The sequence below is a fragment of the Yaniella soli genome, assembly GCF_054782375.1.
This window is the reverse complement of sequence record NZ_BAAGSP010000004.1, coordinates 125573-149893: the sequence shown is the minus strand read 5'-3', so window position 1 is coordinate 149893 and position 24321 is coordinate 125573. Positions and strand designations below refer to the sequence as shown.

General features: G+C 56.6%; 19 protein-coding genes and 1 tRNA gene. 8 read left to right on the top strand and 12 right to left on the bottom strand.

Going from position 1 to position 24321, the window contains the following annotated elements; translation table 11 throughout:
• Positions 1 to 85 precede the first annotated feature (85 nt).
• Positions 86 to 1921: an acetyl/propionyl/methylcrotonyl-CoA carboxylase subunit alpha gene (locus tag ACYVJT_RS03550; protein ID WP_425579834.1), complete on the top strand. Its 1836-nt coding sequence runs from the start codon at positions 86 to 88 to the stop codon at positions 1919 to 1921.
• 130 nt (positions 1922 to 2051) lie between these two features.
• Entirely contained in the window at positions 2052 to 3467 is a 1416-nt protein-coding gene (locus ACYVJT_RS03545) for an MFS transporter (protein WP_343955443.1), read from the top strand.
• Positions 3468 to 3560: 93 nt separating this feature from the next.
• Here ACYVJT_RS03545 and ACYVJT_RS03540 read toward each other — a convergent pair whose 3' ends face one another.
• Together ACYVJT_RS03540 and ACYVJT_RS03535 are read right to left on the bottom strand one after the other, a co-directional pair.
• On the bottom strand, positions 3561 to 5549 hold the full coding sequence (locus ACYVJT_RS03540) for an acetoacetate--CoA ligase (protein WP_343955446.1): 1989 nt from the start codon (positions 5547 to 5549) through the stop codon (positions 3561 to 3563).
• A gap of 116 nt (positions 5550 to 5665) precedes the next feature.
• Positions 5666 to 7072, bottom strand: coding sequence for an NAD(P)H-quinone dehydrogenase (locus tag ACYVJT_RS03535; RefSeq protein ID WP_343955448.1), 1407 nt, complete (start codon positions 7070 to 7072; stop codon positions 5666 to 5668).
• 101 nt (positions 7073 to 7173) lie between these two features.
• On the opposite strand from ACYVJT_RS03535, the gene ACYVJT_RS03530 reads away from it, so the two are divergent.
• From ACYVJT_RS03530 to ACYVJT_RS03510, 5 genes are all read left to right on the top strand, one after another.
• Positions 7174 to 8001: a purine-nucleoside phosphorylase gene (locus ACYVJT_RS03530; RefSeq protein ID WP_343955449.1), complete on the top strand. Its 828-nt coding sequence runs from the start codon at positions 7174 to 7176 to the stop codon at positions 7999 to 8001.
• A 1-nt stretch (position 8002) separates the two neighbouring features.
• Positions 8003 to 9703, top strand: a complete 1701-nt coding sequence (locus ACYVJT_RS03525; RefSeq protein ID WP_343955451.1) for a phospho-sugar mutase — start codon at positions 8003 to 8005, stop codon at positions 9701 to 9703.
• Between the two features lie 9 nt (positions 9704 to 9712).
• Positions 9713 to 10408, top strand: coding sequence for a deoxyribose-phosphate aldolase (gene deoC / locus ACYVJT_RS03520; protein ID WP_343955453.1), 696 nt, complete (start codon positions 9713 to 9715; stop codon positions 10406 to 10408).
• A gap of 72 nt (positions 10409 to 10480) precedes the next feature.
• Positions 10481 to 10753, top strand: a complete 273-nt coding sequence (locus ACYVJT_RS03515) for a hypothetical protein (protein WP_343955455.1) — start codon at positions 10481 to 10483, stop codon at positions 10751 to 10753.
• Between the two features lie 158 nt (positions 10754 to 10911).
• Positions 10912 to 11973, top strand: coding sequence for an acyltransferase (locus tag ACYVJT_RS03510; protein ID WP_343955457.1), 1062 nt, complete (start codon positions 10912 to 10914; stop codon positions 11971 to 11973).
• A gap of 6 nt (positions 11974 to 11979) precedes the next feature.
• On the opposite strand, the gene mfd is transcribed toward ACYVJT_RS03510, so the two are convergent.
• A complete protein-coding gene (gene mfd / locus ACYVJT_RS03505) occupies positions 11980 to 15519 on the bottom strand; it encodes a transcription-repair coupling factor (protein WP_343955698.1) in 3540 nt (1179 codons plus the stop codon).
• A gap of 189 nt (positions 15520 to 15708) precedes the next feature.
• Between mfd and ACYVJT_RS03500 the strand changes: the two genes are divergently transcribed.
• Positions 15709 to 16233, top strand: a complete 525-nt coding sequence (locus ACYVJT_RS03500) for a DUF2505 domain-containing protein (RefSeq protein WP_343955459.1) — start codon at positions 15709 to 15711, stop codon at positions 16231 to 16233.
• A gap of 67 nt (positions 16234 to 16300) precedes the next feature.
• On the opposite strand, the gene pth is transcribed toward ACYVJT_RS03500, so the two are convergent.
• The 9 genes from pth to gatC form a co-directional block, all read right to left on the bottom strand.
• Positions 16301 to 16912, bottom strand: coding sequence for an aminoacyl-tRNA hydrolase (pth, locus tag ACYVJT_RS03495; RefSeq protein WP_343955461.1), 612 nt, complete (start codon positions 16910 to 16912; stop codon positions 16301 to 16303).
• A 10-nt stretch (positions 16913 to 16922) separates the two neighbouring features.
• On the bottom strand, positions 16923 to 17549 hold the full coding sequence (locus ACYVJT_RS03490; protein WP_343955463.1) for a 50S ribosomal protein L25/general stress protein Ctc: 627 nt from the start codon (positions 17547 to 17549) through the stop codon (positions 16923 to 16925).
• Positions 17550 to 17723: 174 nt separating this feature from the next.
• Positions 17724 to 18704, bottom strand: a complete 981-nt coding sequence (locus tag ACYVJT_RS03485; RefSeq protein WP_343955465.1) for a ribose-phosphate diphosphokinase — start codon at positions 18702 to 18704, stop codon at positions 17724 to 17726.
• Positions 18705 to 18790: 86 nt separating this feature from the next.
• Positions 18791 to 20251, bottom strand: coding sequence for a bifunctional UDP-N-acetylglucosamine diphosphorylase/glucosamine-1-phosphate N-acetyltransferase GlmU (gene glmU / locus ACYVJT_RS03480; RefSeq protein WP_343955699.1), 1461 nt, complete (start codon positions 20249 to 20251; stop codon positions 18791 to 18793).
• Between the two features lie 45 nt (positions 20252 to 20296).
• A tRNA-Gln gene (locus ACYVJT_RS03475) sits at positions 20297 to 20368 on the bottom strand.
• 58 nt (positions 20369 to 20426) lie between these two features.
• Positions 20427 to 20819 (bottom strand): Rho termination factor N-terminal domain-containing protein, encoded by a 393-nt coding sequence (locus ACYVJT_RS03470; RefSeq protein WP_343955467.1) that lies wholly within the window; start codon positions 20817 to 20819, stop codon positions 20427 to 20429.
• Between the two features lie 39 nt (positions 20820 to 20858).
• Complete coding sequence (gatB, locus tag ACYVJT_RS03465; RefSeq protein WP_343955469.1) at positions 20859 to 22364, bottom strand: Asp-tRNA(Asn)/Glu-tRNA(Gln) amidotransferase subunit GatB; 1506 nt, start codon at positions 22362 to 22364, stop codon at positions 20859 to 20861.
• Positions 22364 to 23914 (bottom strand): Asp-tRNA(Asn)/Glu-tRNA(Gln) amidotransferase subunit GatA, encoded by a 1551-nt coding sequence (gene gatA / locus ACYVJT_RS03460; protein WP_343955471.1) that lies wholly within the window; start codon positions 23912 to 23914, stop codon positions 22364 to 22366. Before gatA ends, gatB begins: the two co-directional genes overlap by 1 nt.
• Positions 23911 to 24216 carry an Asp-tRNA(Asn)/Glu-tRNA(Gln) amidotransferase subunit GatC gene (gene gatC, locus ACYVJT_RS03455; RefSeq protein WP_343955473.1) on the bottom strand — a complete coding sequence of 102 codons (306 nt, stop codon included), beginning with the start codon at positions 24214 to 24216 and terminating at the stop codon, positions 23911 to 23913. The genes gatA and gatC overlap by 4 nt, the downstream gene beginning before the upstream one ends.
• Between the last annotated feature and the right edge of the window lie 105 nt (positions 24217 to 24321).

Below are 24321 nucleotides of genomic sequence, written 5' to 3'. Positions count from 1 at the left end.
TCTTAGGATGGCATCGATATACTGACGGTATCGAGCGTCCATGTGAGCGGAGCGTTCCAAACCAAGGAGAATAGTTTCTATGTCCATGACCAGTGCGTCATCTTCGATGATCTACCGATCATTTTCGAAGGTACTCGTCGCGAACCGCGGTGAGATTGCGGTTCGAATTATCCGTGCTGCACAAGATGAAGGACTAGAAGCCGTTGCGATCTACGCGAATCCCGACCGGGACGCCATGCACGTCCGGCTCGCCGACCACGCTTTCGCACTCAATGGAGAAACCGTCGCAGACACCTACCTGTCGATCGACAAAGTATTAAAAGCAGCCAGAGACGCCGGTGCCGAAGCGGTGCACCCCGGCTACGGCTTCCTTGCCGAAAACGCAGAGTTCGCCCAAGCTGTGCTCGATGCCGACATGGCATGGATCGGCCCACCACCTGCGGCGATCAATGCTCTCGGCGATAAAGTTGCCGCACGCCATATTGCTCAAAAGGTCGGTGCCCCGCTCGCACCTGGTACCCCAGATCCGGTGGAAACATCACAAGAGGTGGTCGCTTTCGCCGACGAATACGGCTTGCCACTGGCAATTAAGGCTGCCCACGGTGGCGGTGGCCGCGGTATCAAAGTCGTACGCAAGCGCTCAGAGATCCCCGACGCCTTTGAATCGGCGGTACGCGAAGCCACTGCAGCGTTTGGTCGCGGTGAATGCTTCGTAGAACGTTTTCTAGATGCACCGCGCCACTTGGAAACACAGTGCCTGGCAGACCAGCAGGGCAATGTCGTTGTCGTCTCCACGCGTGACTGCTCGCTGCAGCGGCGCAACCAGAAGCTTGTGGAAGAAGCCCCGGCCCCCTTCCTGACACAAGCTCAAGAACAACAACTCTATGACGCTTCCGTCGCTATGCTCCAGGAAGCCGGCTACGTGGGTGCAGGTACGTGTGAATATTTGATCGGTCAAGACGGCACGATTTCATTTCTGGAAGTCAACACCCGTCTGCAGGTCGAGCACACGGTGTCAGAAGAAGTCACGGGTATCGACCTGGTACGCGAGCAATTCCGCATCGCTCGCGGTGAGCTGTTGGATTACGACCACCCCACCGTTGATGGCCATTCCTTTGAGTTCCGCATCACCGCTGAAGACCCGGGCCAAAACTTTATGCCAGCACCGGGCACCATCACCAAAATGCGACTGCCCGGCGGCCCGGGTGTCCGCATCGACACCGGTGTGGAAGAAGGCGAAACCATTTCCGGCGCATTCGACTCGATGGTCGCCAAGCTCATCGTGACCGGCAAGAACCGCAAGGAAGCCCTGCAACGTTCGCATCGTGCACTCAACGAAATGCGGATCGCAGGACTGGCCACGGTCCTGCCGTTTCACCGCACCGTCATCCGGGATGAAAATTTTGCACCCGAACTCGATCAGCCGGATCAAAAGCTGTCGGCCGATGGCCCGTTCACCGTACACACACGCTGGATCGAAACCGATTTCATCAATGAACTCCAACCCCAGAACAGCCAACCGGGTATGGAGGACACCGACGAGCAGGAACGCAGAGTCGTCACCGTCGAGGTCAACGGCAAACGCGTTGAGGTCACGCTGCCAGATTCACTAGCCGGAATCGCGTCGGTGGAACCCAAACCGAAACGTCGTAGACCATCACGTAGTGCGACCGGCGCAAGCGGATCCAACGCAGCCGGAGCATCCGGGGATGCGGTGACTTCGCCAATGCAAGGCACGATCGTGAAAATGGGTGTCGAAATCGGAGATAAGGTATCCGAAGGTGACCTAATCCTCGTGTTGGAAGCCATGAAAATGGAGCAGCCAATTACCGCACACAAAGCCGGTACCATCACCGAACTTACCGCTGAACCAGGTGCCACCATAAACGCCGGCGGGGTCCTCGCCACCATTGAGGGGTAACATTACCCACTACGTTGACTGCTTGATATTTCGGCCGATAAGATAAGGTTGTTTTCACAGGTGGCGTCCAGGTCGCAATGAACTGGGCGCCACCTGAACTATTTTCATATCCGTCACGAAAGTACACTCGATGTCAACGCAACCAGCAGAGACTTCGCATGGTATCAAGGACAATGATTTGGGCGTCGCCCGTTGGAAAATCATCCTCGCCTCAGTCGTAGGCACCACCATCGAATTCTATGATTTCTACATTTACGCCACCGCAGCAGTGTCCGTCTTCCCTCTAATCTTCTTCCCTGGTGACGACCCACAAATCGCATTGCTCGCCTCCATGGCTACCTTCGGTGCAGCCTTTGTGGCCCGCCCCCTTGGTTCGATCATTTTTGGGCACATGGGCGATCGCGTTGGTCGAAAAGCGACACTAATCGGTGCCCTCCTCACCATGGGTATCGCAACCTTCATTATCGGCCTGCTGCCAACCTACCTCCAGATCGGTTTGTGGGCTCCTGCCATGCTGACCATCCTGCGCTTCTGTCAGGGTCTTGGTCTGGGCGGCGAATGGTCCGGTGCTGCACTGCTGGTCACCGAAACCGCCAAACCCGGCAAGCGTGCTTCTGCGGCCATGTGGCCACAGCTCGGCGCACCGTTTGGCTTCTTGTTGGCCAATGGCTTCTTTTTGCTCCTCACCCTGGCGTTTAACTACGACTCGGCCGCAGATGGCGCCGACCACGTCTTCATCGACTGGGTCTGGCGTGTCCCCTTCCTCGCCTCGATCGTCATGGTTGGCATCGGACTATGGGTTCGCCTCTCACTCGAAGAAACCCCCGTATTCAAACAAGCCATCGCTAAAGATCAACGAGTCAAGGCCCCGCTCAAAGATGTCTTCGCCAAGAACTGGTGGCAGCTCACCTTGGGGACCTTTATCATGTACGCCACCTACGTGCTGTTCTATTTGATGACCACTTGGGTGCTGTCATATGCAATTGGCGCACCTGAAACGGGCGGTTTGGGCACCGCGTATAACGATTTCTTAGTCATCCAGCTCATTTCCATTCTCTTCTTTGCCGCGTTCGTGCCGGTGTCCGGTTACCTCGCCGATAAATTCGGCCGCAAACCAACCATGCTGATCATCACCGGCCTGCTCATCGTCTTTGGGCTGCTGTTTGGTTGGTGGCTCAACGCCGATATTATCGTCAGCGATGATGGGACCCTGAACACCACACGCATGGTCTTATTCATGATCGTTGGTATGGCATTGATGGGCCTGACATTCGGCCCGATGTCGGCCATTTTGCCAGAACTCTTCCCAACTGAAACCCGGTACACCGGCTCGGGTATTGCCTACAACGTATCGTCCATTCTGGGTGCAGCGTTGACCCCGTTCATCGCCACCTGGCTGATGGGAGCCTTTGATGTCTCCTACGTGGGCTACTATCTGGCAGCAGCAGCGTTCATTACCTTGATCTTCTTGGCCCTGAGCCCAGAAACCAAATACCGCTCACTGTCGAACCTCGACACAGATGAGATTCAACGAACCCGACGCTAACACCCCTTGAGATCTGAGTAGATCACGATGTGGCATGACGCCCAGGCATATTTGCCTGGGCGTCATGCTTTATCTCGAACAGGTAACAAGTGGTTATGCCGTGGTGTAATCCTGAGCGTAGTCCAGGTACCACTGCAACACCGAGGGATCTGCAGCGCTCTCTTGCGACACCTTTTGAGCCTCCATGCCCTGTAAGACGCGTTTGATCGGGACTTCCATGAGTTTGCCAGTTTTGGTCATCGGCACACCCGGAGCAATGATGATCTCATCGGGCACATAACGCGGTGACAGTTCAGTTCGAATGGCATCGACGACATCGTCTTTCAACGCTTGAAGATCACTCTGCGGATCAGCGGGCACTACGAATAACGGCATGTAGTAATCACCGTCATCCAGCTCAGCACCAATCACCATCGAAGCAGAAACGCTCTCCATCGCGTTCACTACCTGGTAGAGGTCGCTTGACCCCATGCGAATGCCACCACGATTGAGGGTGGCATCAGAACGGCCGTGGATAACAAATGATTGACGCTCGGTTTGGGTCGCGAAGTCTCCGTGGTACCAAATATGTGGGTCTTCGCTGAAATACGCGTCGCGATATCGGGAACCGTCGTGGTCATTCCAAAAGTACAACGGCATGGTGGGCATGGGCTTGGTGATGACGAGTTCGCCAACTTCATCGATGACCGAGCGCCCGGCGTCGTCATACACATCTGCAGCCACTGCCAGCGCGGGGCCCATCAGTTCATTGGTGCGAACCGGATCCATGGGGTTGGAACCAACGAAGACCGAACAGACATCGGTCCCGCCGGAGTCTGACCGTAACCGAACATCTGGGCTGACCGCCTCATAGACCCATTTCCAGGTGTGTGCTGGTAAGGGGGATGCCGAGACTAATATGTCGGTGAGCCGTGAAAGATCGTATTGGTCTTTGGGCACGATACCGGCATCTTGGACCCCGGTGAGAATGGCCGCGCCACAACCAAACATCGCGACCTGTTCTTTCTGCAGGATCTCGAACTGGCGGCCGGCTCCCCCGACAAACACTCCGCCAGAATAGGTCACGGCTTTGGCACCGCTGATCAACGTGCCGACCAACATATTCCACAGCATCCAGGTAGTCGAGGTCGAAATATAGACCGGTTCACCCTGGCCTACCTTGTAGTGCAGACCAAACGATTTGGCGATTTCTAATACGGTGCCACCCTGGCTCTGAACAATTCCCTTGGGCGTGCCCGTCGTGCCGGAGGAGTATAGGACCCACAATGGATGGGAAAAATCGACGGCCGCAAATTCTGGTTCTTGGCCATTTGCTACGACGTCGCCGAAGACTGCGGTGTCGACGTTGTGTTTGCTGGCAATGTGCTGCACGGTATCGGCGGCACTGGTCTTGGTGTTCTCCACCAACACGTGATGGGTGACGCTGTCGAGTTCCCCGAGCAGTTCGTCCAGGTCACCGATTTGGTCGCGCACTTTCCCACCGAGTTCGAGTCCATCGATGGTGAGCAGCACTTTGGGCTGAAGTTGTTTGAACCTGGTGACGATACCGGGGACGCCAAAATCCACGTTAACCACCGACCAGATAGCACCCACGGCTGCTGTGGCGAGCAGACTGACAATCGCCTGGGGGATATTTGGGAGCGCGGCTGCAACAACATCGCCTTGTCTGATACCGATTGAACGAAGGTGATGTGCCAGCGCGCCGACTTGTTCATTGAGCTGTTTCCACGTCAACGCGGTACGGTTCAGGGATTCATCGAGTCCCACGATGGCTTCTTGGTCTGCCATGGTCGCAGCATGACGCAGAATGTTTTCGGCGTAGTTAACCCTGGCGCCCTGCGCCCACTGCGCATGCGGCATGTCTCCTTGGACCATGGGGCCGGCGGGTTTTTCCCCGATGATATCGAAATACTCCCAGATATCCGTCCAGAACTGTTCGAGCTCAGAAACCGACCAGTTCCACAGATCCAGGTAGGTATCCATGGCAAGATGGTGTTTGGTATTCATGGCCTGCATGAACTCATGCATCGCGGTGGCCTGAATCGTATCCGGGCTTGGCTCCCACAGAATGTTATCGCGCAAAATTTCTCCCAACGAGGTACAAGACGACTGCCATCTAAGTTAATAATAATTAACTCAATGAGCAAGAGGTTGGCGTCTCATATTGTAGTCGAGATCACAATGCGGTGGTGCAGCGCTTAGAACTCTTCTCTGCGGTGTAACTGTCGCGCAACTTCTGCCACTGTGCCCGTCAACGATGGATAAATCGTAAAGGTGTCAGCCAGATCATCGACATGGAGTTTCTGCGAGACCGCCAACGACAGCGCATAGATGAGATCGGATGCCCCCGGTGCGACGATGACACCACCAACCACATGGCCCGAGCCCCGACGAGCGAAGATTTTCACAAACCCTTCGTCGACGTTCATCATTTTCGCGCGCGGGTTTGTCGACATCGAAATCATGTATTCATCCACTTGGTAGTCACCGGTAGCAATCATTTCGTCGGTGATGCCCACGGTCGCGATCTCGGGGGAAGTGAAAATATTGGAGGCCACTTGGTTGCGCGAAAACGGTTTGACCACATCGCCCAGGATGTGGTTCACCGCAATGCGGCCTTGTTGCGCGGCAACAGAGGCCAGTGCGAGCCGACCGGTACAGTCCCCAGCCGCATATACACCAGGCACTGAGGTACGAGAGACCGCGTCAATCTTGATATGGCCAGACGCGGTCAGATCGACTCCGATGTCCTCAAGTCCAAGCTGGCTGGTATTCGGTATGCCACCGACGGCCAAGAGGCAGTGTGACCCTTCCACGTATCCCCCGGCGGTGAGGTCCACTCGGACGCCGTCCTTCGTTCTGGTGACTGCTTCGGCGCGGGTCCGAGAGATGACGTTGACCCCATTTTCGGAAAATGCGTCTTCGAGCACTTTGGCAGCATCGGGATCTTCACCTGGCAGCAAGGTCTCACGCGAAGACACCAGCGTCACATTCGAACCCAGCAATTGGTAGGCCGAGGCAAATTCCGCGCCCGTGACACCAGAGCCGACGACCACCATATGCTCCGGCAGCTCGTCCATCGCATACACCTGTTTCCAGTTGAAAATGCGTTCACCGTCGGGTTGTGCGGTGTCGAGTTCACGAGGAGAGGCACCGGTTGCGATCAAGACTGCGTCCGAGGTGACCTGTTCAACGTCACCTTCCATCGTGGTCACTTCCACGACATTCTGCTCGACGAATTTGGCCTCGCCCATCATGATGCGCACACCATTGTTTTGTAAGCCACGTCGGATATCTTCGGATTGTTCGGCTGCTAGGCGCAGGAGCCGGCGATCGATGAGTTCCATATTGGATCGCACGGATGCTGCATCGAACTGCAGTCCGAGACTCGGAGCACGCAACACGCGGCGACGAGAATCAGCCGAGGCAATCAGGGTCTTCGAGGGCACCACGTCAGTCAGCACTGCTGACCCGCCAATGCCATTGCGTTCAATGAGGGTGACTTCGGCGCCGAATTTCGAGGCCACAAGGGCGGCTTCGTAACCACCGGGGCCACCGCCGATGATGGTGATGGACGGACGAGGGACAATTTCAAAAGTGCTCACGGGTCTATTCTGGTCTCTTTCATCACGGAATGCACAATCACTACGCGATACGCGCTTGTATTGCATTGGTTTTGTTCTGCAGCGGGGCTACAGTGGTGCTTGTGAGCGATACACAAGAGTTTTTAACCGGTGACCATCCTGGATTTGACCTAGCACGGCAGGCCGCCGAGGTCTTAGCGGACAAACTGGGTATAGCCCACCACGATATCGGTATAGTGCTGGGTTCTGGCTGGGCCCATACGGTCGACGCGCTGGGTGACATCAACGGTGAAGTCTCCTTTGCTGAGGTTCCGGGGCTTGCTGGTGACGGAGTTGCCGGTCACGTGCAGAACATTACCTCGGTTCGACTGCCCACCGGTCTCAATGTGCTGGTGTTTGGTTCCAGAACACATTTTTATGCCAACCGGGATGCCCAAGCGGTCGCTCATGTGGTGCGCACAATTGCCGCGACCGGAGCCAGCACGGTCGTGCTAACCAACGGTTGCGGCGGCTTGAACCCCAATCTTCAGCCCGGCACACCGGTTCTGATTTCAGATCACATCAATCTGACCGGCACGACCCCGCTGGCGGGTCCGGAATTTGTGGACATGACAGATGCCTACGCCACCCGGTTACGCGCTATCGCCAAACAGGTGGAACCCAGCCTGACCGAAGGCGTCTACGTGCAGTTTGCTGGGCCACAATATGAGACCCCCGCAGAGGTGTCGATGGCGGCCAAACTCGGTGGTGACTTGGTGGGCATGTCGACCGCACTGGATACGATTGCAGCTCGTCATGTCGGTTTGGAAGTCTTGGGGATGTCACTGGTGACCAATGCCGGAGCCGGCGTCACGGATGCGCCACTGTCACACGCCGATGTAATTGCTGCCGGAGAAGCTGCAGCACCTCGGGTTTCAAAACTGTTAGCCGACATCATTCAGGCGATCTAGCATGGACGAACTTCTGACCGCAGCCGAAGCTTGGGCGGCACTGGACCCACAATATGCTGACGTGTTGACCCAGGAGATCGCAGCTGCCAAAGCTGGTGAAGACTGGGCGATCACTTCCCTGACCGCCCGCTTTGCTGGCTATCTGACGTTCGGTACGGCTGGTTTACGCGCCCCACTTGGTCCGGGCCCCGCCCACATGAATCGGGTGGTCGTACGTCGGGCAGCTGCCGGGCTCGCGGATTTTGCACTGGAGCGATGCAATCAGCCCGTCGTAGTCATAGGGTACGATGCGCGTCACGGGTCAAAGGATTTCGCCATCGATTCAGCCGCGGTTTTCACCGCGGCCGGTTGCCGCGTCAAACTCATGGCCACGACCGTCCCCACCCCGGTCTTGGCGTTTGCGCTCAAGCATTTGCAAGCTGATGTGGGCATCATGGTCACAGCGTCGCATAATCCACCTACCGATAATGGCTACAAGGTATATCTTGGTGCGCGACTCGTTGGTGACAACGACTCGGCCGGTGCATACGCGCAAATTACCTCCCCCACCGATGAAGAAATTTCTCAACATATTGAACGCTGGAATCTCGCTGACGAGCTCCCACCGCTCGCCGAGTCAGGCTGGGAAGAAGTCACCTCGCATATTGTCGATGACTACATCGAGGCTGTTACGGCATTTCTGGAGGCACCCTATGCCTCAACTAACCGGTCAGAGCTAAACATCGTTTACACTCCGTTGCACGGAGTGGGCGCGGCGGTGTTTTGTCAGCTGATGGAATCCGCCGGCTTTGGTACCTTGTCGCTGGTAGGCCAACAGGTCGAACCAGATCCCACCTTCCCTACCGTGGCCTTCCCCAACCCGGAAGAACCCGGTGCGTTGGATCTGGCCATCTCCACGGCAGATTCCTTACCGGATACTGATATCATCATCGCCCACGATCCGGATGCAGATCGTCTGGCTGTTGCGGTACCAGTTGCCGGCGAGTGGCGGCGGCTCTCCGGGGATCAGGTGGGACTCTTGCTGGGCGCCCGGCTGATGCCACGGTTGCTTGACGAAGGCCTCATTGCAGCCAATTCGGTAGTTTCGGCACCACAGCTCGCTGAGCTCGCCACGCTTCACGGGGTAGCGCATCAGGTAACACCCACCGGTTTCAAGTGGATCTGTCGGGTGAAAAACCTGGGCTACGGATACGAAGAAGCGCTAGGTTATGCTGTTGCCCCGCACCTGGTCAATGATAAAGACGGGATGAGCGCCGCCGTCATTCTTGCTGATCTGGCAGCCGAGCTGAAAGCCGAGGACCGAACGCTGGTGGAGTATCTCGTAGAACTCAACCAGCTGATCGGGCCAACGCTGACCGATCAGGTGTCGGTGCCCGTCGAGACGCCCGGCGTTGGCGCAACACTTGTGGAGAATTTACGCACAAACCCGCCGCTGACACTCGCCGGGCAGAGTCCGCTGCGTACCGTGGATTACCACAGCTTGGATGCAGAATTGGCCCAAGAGTACGGTCCTATGAATATGCTGGAATTTTCTACCGAAGCGCTGGTCGCTGCCCGGTTGATGATTCGGCCTTCGGGTACAGAACCAAAAGTAAAATGTTATCTGTCCGTCTCCGCTGCACCAGGAACAGCTCTGGAGACTGTGCAGGCCGCCATGGAACGTTTACGCGACGAAGCCGCCAACTTCGCCAATTTCGAATAAGGAGGGACCGTGTCCAATACTGCACCACTCAACCCGACCCAGGTGGATACGTTAGAGACTGCCCAATTGGCAGCGAGGATCGATCACACGCTGTTGTCGCCGACGGCGTCGGCACAAGATATTGATAATCTCTGCGACCAAGCAGCAAATTATGGCACGGCCTCGGTCTGCATTCAGCCGATCTGGGTTGCACGGGCAGCCGAACGCCTCAAGAAAACCGACGTCAAAGTCTGCACCGTCATCGGTTTTCCCACCGGAGCCCACGCCCCACAAACCAAAGCATTCGAGACATCACAAGCGATCCACGACGGTGCCGATGAACTCGATATGGTCATCGACCAAGCCGCAGCATTAGCTTCCAATACACGACAGGTCGTCAAAGACATCGCCGCCGTAGTCCACGCGGCCAATGACCACGATGTGCTCGTCAAAGTCATTCTCGAAACGGGAGCCCTGACCGATCAGGCCAAAGTCTTGGCGTGTGAAGCAGCCGTCGAGGCAGGAGCCGACTATGTTAAAACTTCCACCGGCTTCGGGACCGGTGGAGCCATAGTTGAAGACGTGCAGCTGCTGCGTAGTACCGTCGGCGAGTCCATCGGAGTGAAGGCATCCGGCGGGATACGTACCCGCGACGACGCACTCAATATGTTAAAGGCCGGCGCAACCAGGCTCGGTGCCAGCTCAACGTACGCTATTCTTAGTTAACAACACATCATCGCCGTGTCGACCAGACTATGCTGGCGACAGTAACCCTTTCTGAAAGCACGAGGTGTCCCCTTGATTCGTGACGGTAAACCGGTTGATTACTCCGGCCAGGGCAGTACCGCAGGGAACTTGATAGCAGCTGCTATCGTATCCGTCTTGTTTGTTGGCGGACTGTACATGTTCAACACGCTTGACTTCTACAACGTGTGGATTCCGATGTCGGGTGTTATGGTCCTGTGTTCACTGGCGTATTTCATTCCGAAACAGCTCATGGGCCATTCCAACACCGTTGATCATGACTTCATCACCGACCCGGTCCACGAGACCAAGTCACCAAATATGTAAGCTGATCTACGAAATTTTTGTCGCGGCACCCCGAGGTCACTCTGGGTGCCGCGATTTTTTGTGTGGCACCGGACTGTGCTGACCGCTCTGGCACCATTTTGTGAGTAAGGTTTGCAGTAAGCTTCCGTCCACTGCCACCAAAGTTCTGAAACGAATCTATGTCCACCACACGTGTTCCTCGCAATATCGGCATCGATCTACTGCGAGTCTTTTCCATCATGATGGTTGTGGTTGGTCACGCCGGTGCGTTCCCGAACGATGAGCTACTCACGATGTGGCGCATGCCGTTATTCTTCATGCTGTCGGGCTTCTTTTTTACCAGCGGACGAACCCTAAAAGTTGAGTTTATACGCCGCTGGGACACCCTCATCATCCCGTATTTAGCGTGGTCGGTCATCATCTCCATCTGGCTAATCGTCAGCATGTGGGACCGTACAGACCTTATCCTCGAGCATCTCCACTCCGGGTGGGCTGGCGGGTCTGGCCAGTCGATTTTCTGGATGGCAGCGTGGTTTATCACCACCCTGGCTGGTGCGACCCTTCTGCGTCGCTTCTTAGAACGTTTTGGCACCACCGTCGTGTGGCTGGTTGCCGTGGCCGGTCTGGTCACCACCTACGTATTTTCGGCGATGGTAGACAACGGCACCCTGGAGACACATCCGCTCGTCGATACGCCACTACGCCTCGGACTGGCGTGGCCTGTCATATTCTACCTGTTGGTCGGCGAATTACTGCGCAAACTCGTGATGCCGATTGTACGAAAGTACTCATCGCACGTTCTGGCGATCAGCGGGCTTGCCCTGGTATCAGCAGCGCTGTTCGTAACCTGGCGATTCGACATCAGCGCTCACTACATTCAATCTGGAGACTTCGGGGCGCCCGGTCTCACACCGTTGATTGCCATCGCGGTCACCATCGGGTTTATTTTGCTCTTTGCCACCTGGATCAACGATCTCCTTCAGAAATTCCCAGCCGCACAAGCGACGGTGTCCCGCCTGGTACGCACCGGCACCCCGGTGGTGTTCTTCCACGGGCTCGTCCTGGTCTGGCTGTACCAGCATGATTATGGGGACGACACGCTCTACCAATTCTTCTTGCGTGTCGTCGTCTCCATCGTGTTGTCCTTTGTGATAGCCCTGTTGATCAACAGCACTCCCGCAGCACGTCTGCTGTCTGGTGCTCCGCAAGAACCGAAGCTTTTCCGGGATCGAACATTCTAAGTCCTGCTAGTTATCACCGAAAATGGTGGCAATAAATTCGCCCGCCCACTCGAGTAAGTCTGCATCGACCAGCTCTTTACCGGTGACCGCCTTGGTTTTCGGTCTCGGCACCATGAGCGCTTTGAGCGGAGGACGATGCGTGGCGCCGGGATACATGCGTTTCAACCGCATCGCCCGAGAGTCTGGCAAGGATTCCACCGGACCAAACTTGATGTTCTTGCCCATCAACATGACTTCGTAAATGCCATACTCTCGGGCAGTATTACGGAAGTTGGCGACTGCGACGAGGTTCTCGGCGGCCTCTGGCAGCGCTCCGTAGCGATCTTTGAGTTCCTCAACGACCGCGTTGACGGCATCGGTATCGGCCGCTTGGGCAAGATTCCGGTAAGCCTCAAGGCGTAGTCGTTCACCCGGTATGTAGTCGTGTGGCAGGTGCGCGTTGACGGGCAATTCGACTTTAACTTCTTCAGGGGTGGTGTCTTCTTCGCCTTTGAAATCAGACACGGCTTCACCGACCATGCGCAGATACATGTCAAAACCCACACCGGCGATGTGACCGGATTGTTCGCCGCCGAGCAGGTTGCCGGCACCACGAATTTCGAGGTCTTTTTGTGCCAGTTGCAAACCAGAGCCCAGCTCATTGTGTGTTGCAACGGCTTTGAGGCGTTCCATCGCGACCTCGTTGAGGGGCTTGCCTGCGTCGTAGAGGAAGTAGGCGTAGGCCCGGTCTCGGCCACGACCTACACGACCGCGTAACTGGTGGAGTTGTGACAGCCCATACCGGTGGGCATCTTCAATGATCAGTGTGTTCGCATTGGCAATGTCTAAGCCGGTTTCGATGATGGTCGTAGAAACAAGTACATCGTACTCTTTCTCCCAAAAGTCGACCATGATCTGTTCTAGTGTGCTTTCGCCCATGCGTCCGTGGGCTACGGCTACTCGTGCCTCCGGTATCAATTCCTGGATGCGGGCGGCCACTTTGTTGATGGTATTGACGCGGTTGTGCACGTAAAAGACCTGTCCCTCACGCATCAACTCACGTCGGATGGCTGCCGTAATCTGCTTATCGGTGTACGGCCCCACGTAGGTCAGTACCGGGTGGCGTTGCTCCGGCGGTGTCGCCAGTGTTGACGTCTCACGAATACCGGTCATCGACATTTCCAGGGTGCGTGGAATTGGGGTCGCCGTCATCGCGAGGACGTCAACGTTGGTGCGCATTTGCTTGAGTTTTTCTTTGTGCTCCACACCAAAGCGTTGTTCTTCATCGACGATGATGAGCCCCAGATCCTTGAATTGGACCTCGTTGGACAACAACCGGTGCGTGCCGATGACCATATCGACGGTTCCTTCAGCGAGCCCGTTGAGTGTTTCGCGCGTTTCTTTCGCATTTTGGAAGCGTGACAGAGCGCGCACGGTCAGTGGGAAGCCAGCGAACCGTTCGGTAAAAGTTTCATTATGCTGCCGCGCCAACAACGTGGTGGGCACCAGCAGTGCTACCTGCTTACCATCCTGAATGGCTTTAAACGCCGCCCGAACAGCAACTTCTGTTTTCCCAAAGCCGACATCACCGGCGACCAGTCGGTCCATCGGGATTTCGGCTTCCATATCGTGTTTGACTTCTTCGACCGTCGTGAGCTGGTCAGGCGTCTCCATATGGGGGAAGGCTTCTTCGAGCTCTGACTGCCACGGTGTATCCGGTGGATAAGCGTGTCCCGAAGTTGCCATACGTGCCGAATACAGTTGGATGAGCTCTTTGGCAATCTCACGGGTAGCACGACGTGCTTTGGACTTGGTCTGAGCCCAGTCGGAGCCGCCCATCTTCGACAAGGTCGGGACATCGCCACCAACGTATTGCGAAACCTGGTCCAATTGATCAGTCGGCACAAAGAGACGATCCCCTGCACCGCCACGTTTCGACGGGGCAAACTCTAAGACCAGATATTCGCGGTAGCCTTCTTCTCCGGCGGTCGATCGGGCACCGGCCACTTTGCGTCGTTCAAGCTCAATAAATTTCGCGATGCCGTGCTGGCTATGCACCACGAAGTCGCCTTCTTCCAGGGTGAGCGGATCCACGGCATTGCGACGTTTACGCGCGAGGGAACGTTTTTCACCACGCTGGGTACCTGCGGCTTGGCGTCCGAACAGATCGTATTCGGTCACCACGGCCAGCCGTTGCTGTGCCCAAGCAAACCCTGACCCCAAGGAGGCCACGGTGATTTGAATCTGGGCTGGTGCAACATCGGTGATGTGCTCGACCACGGTTGCGGTGTGGCCCTGCTCTAAAAACAGTTCGGCCAGTCGGCGGGCCGGTCCAGGCCCGTGGGTGGCCACCGCGATGGACCATTGGTTTTTCAGCCGATCGCCCACGTGTTCCATGAGTGCCGGTACATCACCGGCGAACTGCGCAGGTGCGTTGAAGTCGCTACGCAGCACAGTGGTATCCAACGCTTCGTCCAGTTCAAAGGCGGTAAATTGCCACCAGCCCTGGTCGCGTTCCAAGGCCTGGGCGCGGGTATCGCCCAGCGTTGCAAAACCGCCGGCTTCCTGTTGGTTTTCTACCGGGGCGGCGAGTCCTTCGCCGGCTGCAGCCCAGGCGGCCTCTAAGAACTCTTCGTTGGTAGTCAGTAGGTCATGGACGCGGCTACGCACTTTTTCTGGTTCGACCATAATGGTGACCGAGCCTTCGGGCAGAACGTCTATGAACGATTCCATCTCGGTGACCAGCGGTGCCAGAGATTCCATGCCTTCCACAGCGAGCCCATTCGACATGGGTTCCAGCATTTCCAAGACATTTGGCATGGATGCTTGGAGGTCGCGTGCACGCTGCTGGACCTGATCAGTCAGTAAGAGTTCACGACACGGTGGTGCGTAGACACTCGTCGGCGTTTCGGAACCATCTTCGGATGTGTCGACGAGCGATCGCTGATCTGCGATCGAGAAGTAGCGGATCTCTTCGACCTCATCGCCAAAAAATTCAATACGATACGGGTGAGCATCGGTGGGCGGAAAGACATCGATGATACCGCCCCGTACCGCGAATTCCCCGCGACGTGAAACCATGTCGACGCGAGAATACGCGGCGTTGGCGAGGTCTTGGACGACCTGGTCGAAATCGTAGAAGTCACCGGTCTTTAGCAACACCGGTTCCAGGTCGCCGAGTCCTTTGACGATGGGCTGGACGATCGAGCGTACCGGTGCGGTCAGTACTTTCAGCGGCAGTTGGCCATCTCGGCCCGGATGCGCCAGTTTGCGTAAGATCGCCATACGTTCACCCACGGTGTCACTGCGCGGTGAGAGTCGTTCGTGGGGCAGGGTCTCCCAGGACGGGAAGTGTCCGATGCTGTCAGCATCCATCCACGAACCTAGCCCGCGGGCGAGGTCTTCGGCTTCGCGCGCGGTTGCAGTGACCAGCAATACCACGGGTGTCTGAAACGTCGAAGAGTCGAGAGCCTGGGCAAGCGTAGCGGTCACGGCTTCGCGTGCACCATCCGGCAGAGTTAAAGATAGGTCCGAGGTACGCTCGGACCGTGTAATCGAAGATCGCATCGCCGCGACGGCGGTGTCGGTTTCGAGATGGGGTAAGAGCCCTGATAACACGGCATTTTCAGACAAATCTAACTTCCAATATCCTGGTAATATTCACATCCGGCGCACATATAAGCATAACCGTTTTCACAGCGTCACCGTCTACACTCACTCAGCATCCACTGCTGTCGAGTAATAGAGAGGAAGCACATGGCCTTCAACGAAACCACGACCATCTCATACGCCCCTGAAAAAGTATTTAACGGTCTCATAAGTCGTGATTTTCAGGAGTATGCATCGGAGGCATTCCGTGCCGATCTTGACAAATTTTCTGTGGTACCAGCTCAGCCAGCAGCTGCCGATACCGTTGCAGTCGACATTACGCGCACGGTCAATGGCGAAGACTTTGCACAGAAGCTGCCTTCTGCTGTGCAGCGTTTCGCTAAAGGACGTATCAGCGTCGAACAGCAAGAAGCCTGGTCGGCGGCAGCCGAGGACGGCTCACGCGATGCCAATGTCACCATCAAGGTTTCTATGGTCAAAGCCACCGCGAAGGCGACCATTAAGCTGTTCCCTGCCAAAGGTGGTACAGCTACTGTCGTAGAAACTGAAGGCAGCGTCAAATCATCGATACCGCTGGTGGGATCCAAGGTCGCACAATTGGCCGAACCACAAGTCGGCAAATTGCTCAATGGGTTGACTCAGAAACTCGAAGCCTGGTTAAAAGACCACTAAGTTTTCCGAAACTAACGTCACACGGCGAGATGTATCCGAAGAGGTGCATCTCGCCGAAATGTTTCATCTACTTTTGATGGAACCGGTTTTGGGTCACGGTGAGGCCGTGTTCGATCAGTGATTCCACCGCGTCGGCGGCTCGATCGATATGCAGTGCCAGCGTTTCGTGTTCGGTGGATGAAAATGGCCGCAGCACGTAGTCTGCAGCTGACATTCGTCCGGGTGGTCGGCCGACACCAGCTCTGACGCGCAGGTAGTCTTTGGTACCGAGCGCCTGTGTAGTGGATTTCAATCCGTTGTGGCCGCCTTCTCCCCCGCCGCGTTTGATACGCAGGTTATCGAAGTCGATGTCGAGTTCGTCATGAATGACGATCAAATTTTCGGGACCGATGTTGAAAAATTTCAGCAGGGCAGCGATAGGTTTGCCCGAGAGATTCATGTAGGTGGCGGGTTTGGCAAGAATTATTTTTGGACCGCCGATACCCAACCGAAATTCAGCGACCGCAGCACCGGCTTTGTGCACGTTCCATCGCTGAGAGTTGCGATCGGCGAGTTCGTTGACCACCATGTGGCCAATGTTGTGGCGGGTCGCGGCATAACGGTCGCCGGGATTACCCAATCCCACCACCAGTACTGGACCGGCGGTGGGATCGAGTATTCCTGTTGCCTGAGTAGTCAACTCTGCGGTCTTATTCTTGGTTCTCAGCGTCTTGTTCGGCAACGGTTGGGACTTCGCCGGAACCGTCTTCGTCGGTCTCTTCGCCCAGATCCTGGTCGGTGACGAGGTCAACGGTTGCAATGAGGTAGTCCTCATCTTCTGCAATGGTGACACCTTCTGGCAGGATAACGTCTGGAGCGTAGACGTGGTCGCCGGCTTCACGGTCGGTCATGTCGATGGTGACGTTGTCTGGCAGATCCAGTGCGTCAGCTTCAACAGCCACGGTAGTGACGTCCATGACGTAGGTGTGTTCTGGTGCGACTTCACCGGTGACTTCAATGTAGACGTCAACGGTGACGCGTTCGCCACGGCGCACGTGGACGAGGTCCACGTGTTTGATCTCGTCTTTGAGTGGGTTGCGCTGGATGTCTTTTGGCAGCACGAGTTCTTTGCAGTCACCTTCAATGAGGCGAATCAGCTGGTTTGCGTGGCGCAAGGCCAAGAAACCTTCGTGACGTGGCAACAGCAAGTGACGTGGTTCTTCGCCGTGTCCGTAGAGGACCGCTGGGATGTAGCCTGCACTGCGTGCACGACGGGATGCGCCCTTACCGAATTCGGTGCGGGTTTCGACTGACAGATCAATGTATTCAACAGCCATAATGATTCCTCCTGTAGTAGTCCAAAGTGCGTGTGCACTTCTATTTTCCAGGCAGGAACTGCAGAACGACACAAGAGTGTCTGCAAAGCCTCGTCGATCACGGAGTGGGTGAGACTCCCTCGCCTGGGCAACGACTCACCACTATAGCATTCGTCAGCGCTGCCGACGAACTCGTTAGGCGTTGCCGTCAAATAGGCTGGTCACCGAGCCGTCTTCGAAGACTTCACGTATCGCGTTGGCCAGGATCGGAGCAACGGACAGGACGGTGAGGTTCTCGAATCGTTTCTCTTGTGGGATCGGCAAGGTATTGGTGACGACGACTTCACTCGCACCGGAATTTGCGAGTCGTTCGGCTGCTGGATCGGAGAAGACCGCGTGGGTTGCCGCGATGATGACTTCGGCTGCGCCAGCATCCTTGAGGATCTTGACCGCACCGGAAATCGTGCCGGCGGTGTCAATCATGTCGTCAATGAGCACGCAGGTGCGTCCTTCGACCTGTCCGACAACAGTCTTGGATTCGGCTTTATTGGGCTGGGTGAGGTCACGTGATTTATGCACGAAGGCCAGTGGTGCACCGCCGAGACGTTCAGCCCACTGTTCAGCCACACGGACACGTCCGGTATCGGGTGACACCACGGTGACCTCTTCGACGTTCACCCGGCCACGAATGTAGTCGGCCAGAATGGGGAAAGCAAAGAGGTGGTCCACCGGTCCGTCAAAGAAGCCCTGAATCTGCGAGGTGTGCAGGTCCATGGTCATGATACGGTTCGCACCGGTTGCCACGTAAAGATCCGCCATCATACGCGCCGAGATGGGTTCGCGACCGCGACCCTTCTTGTCTTGGCGTGCATATGGGTAGAACGGAGACACGACGGTGATGCGTCGGGCAGAGGCACGTTTCATGGCGTCGCACAGCAGCAGTTGTTCCATGACCCAGTTGTTCATGGGGGCAGGGTGTGCTTGCAAGATGAAGACATCCTTACCGCGGACCGATTGGCCGGGGCGAACGTAGGTTTCACCGTTTGCAAAGTCGTAGGCGTCCAACGGCAGGAGTTCGGTGCCGAGGTGCTCTGCGATTTCTTCGGCAAGCTCCGGGTGTGCACGGCCCGAAGCCAACACGAGCTTTTTGTTCTCATTGGTGACGATTTCGCTCAACCAAGTTCTCCCTAGAACGTTCGCGATGTGTATGGGGTTTCAACTGTAGACCCTGCTACAGGCTTCCAACAGTATAGTGGGAAAGATTATGACTTCTCGTTGGCTATCCGAGCGGCCTTAGCTGCTGCGGAATCGGGGCGACGCTCTAAGACCCATTCTTCAATCGTCCGCTGCTTCACCGCGTTCATTGCCAGAGCACCCGCTGGGACGTCTTGGCGAATCACTGCACCTGCGGCGGTATAGGCTCCGTCACCGATTGCTACCGGTGCGGTAAAGACCGTGTTCGAACCGGTGCGCACTTCAGCGCCAATCTCGGTGCGGTGTTTGTTCACCCCGTCATAGTTGGCGGTGATGTTGCCGCAACCGATATTGGAGTTTTCACCAATGTCTGCGTCGCCGGCGTACCCGAGGTGCGAGAGTTTGGCACCGCGACCAATGTTGACGTTTTTGGTTTCATAAAACGCGCCGATTTTTCCGGTGTCGCCAAGGACCGTGCCGGGGCGCAAGTAGGTGAATGGGCCGACGTTGGCGCCCTGCCCGATGACGGCTTCGGTACCTTCAGTGCGACGAACCGTGGCAGCTTCGCCGACGACCACGTCCACAAGTGTTGTGTCGGGACCAATGGTGGCGCCCGTGGCAATTTTTGTGGTGCCGTGGAGCTGAGTGTTGGGTTTGATGGTGACATCTTGTGCCAGCTCGACATCGACATCGATCCAGGTGGTCGTCGGATCCACGATGGTGACACCGGCACGCATCCAACGCTGGGCAAGACGACGGTTGAGTTCCGCACCCAGCGCTGCCAGCTGCGTACGATCGTTGACGCCTTCGACTTCCATGAGGTCCTCGGTGACATATGTTGCCACGCGACCGCCTTCAGCGCGAGCAAGACCAAGGACATCGGTCAGATACTTTTCGCCTTGAACATTATCGGTGCTGACTTGCGCCAAGGTGCGCGCCAGAACGGCACCGTCAAAAGCGTAAATGCCGGAGTTGATTTCGGTGATGTCAGCGATGGTTGAGTCACCGGTGTCTTCGGCGAGCTTCAGCGCGTCTTTGTGCTCGACGATCTGTGTTACGAGACCATTGTCATCGCGCACGATGCGACCATAGCCGGTGGCATCTGGCACATTGGCGCTCAGTACTGTCACCGCGTTTTTGGCATCTTGGTGCTCGGCAACCAGCGCGGACAGCGTTTCCGGGGTGAGCAATGGTACGTCGCCGTAGGTGACGACCACTGTGCCGTCGACTGCGCCGATGGCTTCGAGCCCTTGTTCGACCGCACGTCCGGTTCCTGGGATGTCATCTTGATCTGCGATGACCAGCTGGGGATTGTGTTCCAGCACGTGGTCAACCACGCGTTCACGCTGGTGACGCACGACCGCTACGAGATGGTCTGGGTCCAGGCTCGTGGCAGCATCAAGAGCATGTCCAACGAGGGATCGCCCACCCATGGAGTGCAAAATTTTTGGTAGATCTGATTTCATTCGTGTGCCAGCACCGGCTGCCAACACGATTACAGCCGCGGGAGAAGAAGAACTCAATGGAATCTCACCTTTGATCGTAAGGCACTATTTCTCAACCGCGATGCGGTGTTCCGCCCCTAGGATTCGAACCTAGACCACACAGCTCCAAAGGCTGGCGTGCTGCCGTTACACCAAGGCGGAATGTTGATTGATCATCAACACCTCAAACATTGTGCCACATCTAGCGATAAATTCCGAATTAGTTTGCTTCCTTGGCACGCAGCGCATCGATCAGCTCGGCTTTGCGCATATTTGACCGTCCGATGATGTCGCGCTCTTGTGCCAGAAGATAGAGCTCTTCAACTGTCAGCGCTTCCAATTGATCAGAAGGAGCGTCGTCGGTGACTGGTCCCTGCGGGTCGACACGCTCGTCGACATCAGGTTTCAGCGCCAAGTCTGGTTCTTCTTGAGAGTCTTCCGCTGACACGTTCGTTGCGGGTGGTAGCGAGTCCAACAGGTCTTGTGTTTGACGGTGCCGACGCAGGCGGTTGGCCGCATACACCGCGGCCACGGTGCCAGCTACCGCCACTGTTGTCGCACTGAGTATTTGACCGATGCGCTGTCCCGTTGAGTGCTGTTCTGATGATGCCATAACTCCTATTATCACCTACACACCACGTCACGTCATCACTCACCCGTTGAGGTCAAGCTTCTCTATGATGATCTGACGGACTCGCCCAGCGTCGGCTAGGCCCCCTGTAGTCTTCATGACCGGCCCGATGAGTGCACCAATCGCCTGGGTCTTACCGCCGACAATCTTCGCGACGACATCCGGGTGCTGCTCGATCACTGCATCAACGGCTCGGGTCAGCGCTGTGTCGTCGGAGACCACCGCCATTGAACGGTTCTCCACGATCTCCCTCGGGTTGCCCTCGCCCGCAACAATATGGCCCAGAACTTGTCTGGCGATTGTATCGTTGATGATGTTCTGTTGGATCAGACCGTCGAGTTCGGCCACGTGCTCGGCGTTGATGCCAATATCAGCTATCGGCACGTGGGCATGATTGGCCAACCGGGCAATTTCTCCCATCCACCATTTGCGAGCAGCGGCAGGGCTCGCGCCGGCTGCGATGGTTTCTTCGATCGCGTCCATCACATCCGCGCTGACGACATCGCGAAATTCCTCATCCGAGTATCCCCAGGTTGCTTTCAGCCGCTTACGACGTTGATGGGGCGGCTCGGGTAAGGCAGCGCTGAGTCGGTCGATCCATGCCTGGTCAACGTGGATCGGCACTAAATCTGGTTCCGGAAAGTACCGGTAATCGTCGGCATCTGATTTCGGCCGTCCAGCGGTCGTCGAACGGGTCGCTTCATGCCAGTGCCGTGTCTCTTGGGTGACCGTTTTTCCTTCGGCTAACAGGGCTGCTTGTCGTTGCATCTCGTAGGTCACGGCATGCTTCACTGCCCGCATCGAGTTGATATTCTTCGTCTCGGTGCGAGTTCCGAAGTGGTCAGCGTGCTTGGGCATCAGTGACACATTGGCATCACAGCGCAAGTTGCCATGTTCCATGCGAGCATCGGAGATGTCGAGGCTTCTGACGATGTCACGAATGGTCATCAAATAGGCCCGCGCTAACTCGGGTGCGCGGCTGCCCGCCCCAACAATCGGTTTGGTCACAATCTCAACCAGTGGAATCCCTGAACGGTTGTAATCCGCCAGAGCATGCTCGGCACCTTGAATCCGACCGGTGCCACCGACGTGTGTGAGTTTGCCCGCGTCTTCTTCAAGGTGAGCACGTTCGATCTCGACTCGAAATATGGCACCGTCGTCCAATTCGACATCTACCCAACCATCGAACGCAATCGGCTCGTCAAACTGCGAGGTCTGAAAGTTTTTGGGCAGATCGGGATAGAAATAATGTTTTCGTGCAAAACGGCAGGTTTCGGCGATGGAACAGTTCAGGGCCAACCCCAACTTGATGCCGTAGTCCACGGCCTCGAAGCTTACCACAGGCAGCGCCCCGGGAAGCCCCAAGTCGACCTCAGTCACGCTGGTGTTCGGTTCCTCACCAAAACCGTTTGGCGCCGAGGAGAACATTTTGGTTGCTGTGTTGAGCTCGACGTGCACTTCAAAGCCTAGAACGGGGTCAAATGCAGCCAGGGCCTCATCGATGCTGGGCAGTTGTTTGGTAGCCATCAGTCTTGCCTTCCTGCCGTCGCGGCTGTGGTCGCCTCGGGCGCCTGCTGATATAGCGGTCGGCCCCACTTATCTTCCAGGAGCGCTTCCAGCCCACCGGCCACACGGTATGCGACCGCGTCCCGTGTGGCCGGGGCCTGAATTTGGATCCCCATTGGCATGTCGTGCTCAGCCATACCACCCGGGATAGACACTGCCGGAATACCAGCCAGATTTGCCGGGATGGTTGCGACATCGTTGGCATACATGGACGCCGGATCCGAAACCTGTTCGCCTAACGGCACTGCCACCGTTGGCGTCGTTGGGCTGATCAGCACATCAACGTTTTCGAAGGCACGCGCAAAATCTTGTTGCACAAGCGTGCGGATGCGCTGCGCCGAACCATAATATTCCTCAACATAACCGGCCGAAAGGGCGTACGTCCCGAGGATGATCCGACGCTTGACCTCGTCGCCAAAGCCTGCCGCACGGGTAGCGGCCATGACCTCTTTGACGGTACTGTCGGCCTCTGGCACCACGCGATTACCGAAGCGGATACCGTCGAACCGCGCCATATTCGACGACACTTCCGATGGCACGATCAGGTAGTAGGCGGGCAGCGCATAGCTCATATTGGGACAGTCGATAGCGACAACGTCAGCGCCAGCATCGCGCAACAATTGTAGTGCTTCGTCGAAGCGTTGCTGAATCTGCTCGGAGAAGCCAGAGCCTTGAAGCTCCTCGAGCACACCGATCCGCACACCCGTCAGATCTCTGGTCTGTGCTGCGGAGGCGAGATCGTTCCACTCAGTGATCAGCGAGGTCGAATCTTTCGGGTCGTGGCCGGCGATTAACTCATGCAGTGCCGCGGCATCGGCTGTCGTGCGGGCGACCGGCCCAATCTGGTCGAGCGAAGACGCCATCGCGATCAGCCCGTATCGGGAGACGGAACCATAGGTTGGTTTCGTTCCGACGGTGCCGGTGAAGGATGCGGGTTGGCGGATCGAACCGCCTGTATCACTCCCCAATGCTAGCGGTGCCATGTAGGCGCCCACTGCGCTGGCGGAACCACCGCCCGATCCACCCGGTGCCCGTTCAAGGTCCCACGGGTTGCGAGTCACGCCATAGGCTGAATACTCCGTGGTCGATCCCATGGCAAATTCATCCATGTTGGTTTTGCCGAGCACAGGCAGTTTGGCATCACGTACTTTTTGTACCACGGTCGCATCATAAGGGCTCATCCACCCTTCGAGTATTTTCGAAGCGGCCGTTGTGGGCTGTTGCGAGGTCACAATATTGTCTTTGATCGCAATAGGTACCCCTGCCAGCGGGTGCAGTGCCGCCGCATCGGCGCCTCCTGCTGCTCGCAAGCGATCGACTTCGGCCGCAACAGCTAGGGCATCGTCTTCGTTGAGGTGCAGGTAGGCGTGAATACCAGCCTGGGCTGTACCGTCAATCTGGCGTATGTGGTCAAAGTGAGCCTTGGTAAGTTCAACGGAGGTAAAGGTAGTTTTGTTGAGCTCTTCCGCCATCTGCAGGGCAGTCAACCGGATCATGTGGTCGGGATTCATGACTCTGATCCCCCGTCGAGAATAGCCGGGACTTTGAATTGCCCCGATTCGGTCTCTGGGGCACTGGCCAGAGCCTGCTGTTGCTCGAGGACACCGCGCACTACGTCATCGCGGAACACGTTGTGCAGCGCAACCGGATGCGAGGTGGCTGGCACTTCTTCCGTTCTAATTTCTTGAACGCGTTCAACCGTTTTCAAAATGCCGTCGAGTTCTCCCGATACGCGGTCGAGTTCTTCCTCGGTCAAATCCAGATGTGCTAGTTCGGCGAGGTGGACAAGCTGCTCGCGGGTGATGTCGGACATAGGGGCCCTTCGCTCGCTGCGGGTTTCAATTGGCCCCAGTCTAATCGCATGTCATGAGGCGAGAAGACAAAATTTGGGCGGATGAGTTCGCTCATCCGCCCGTCT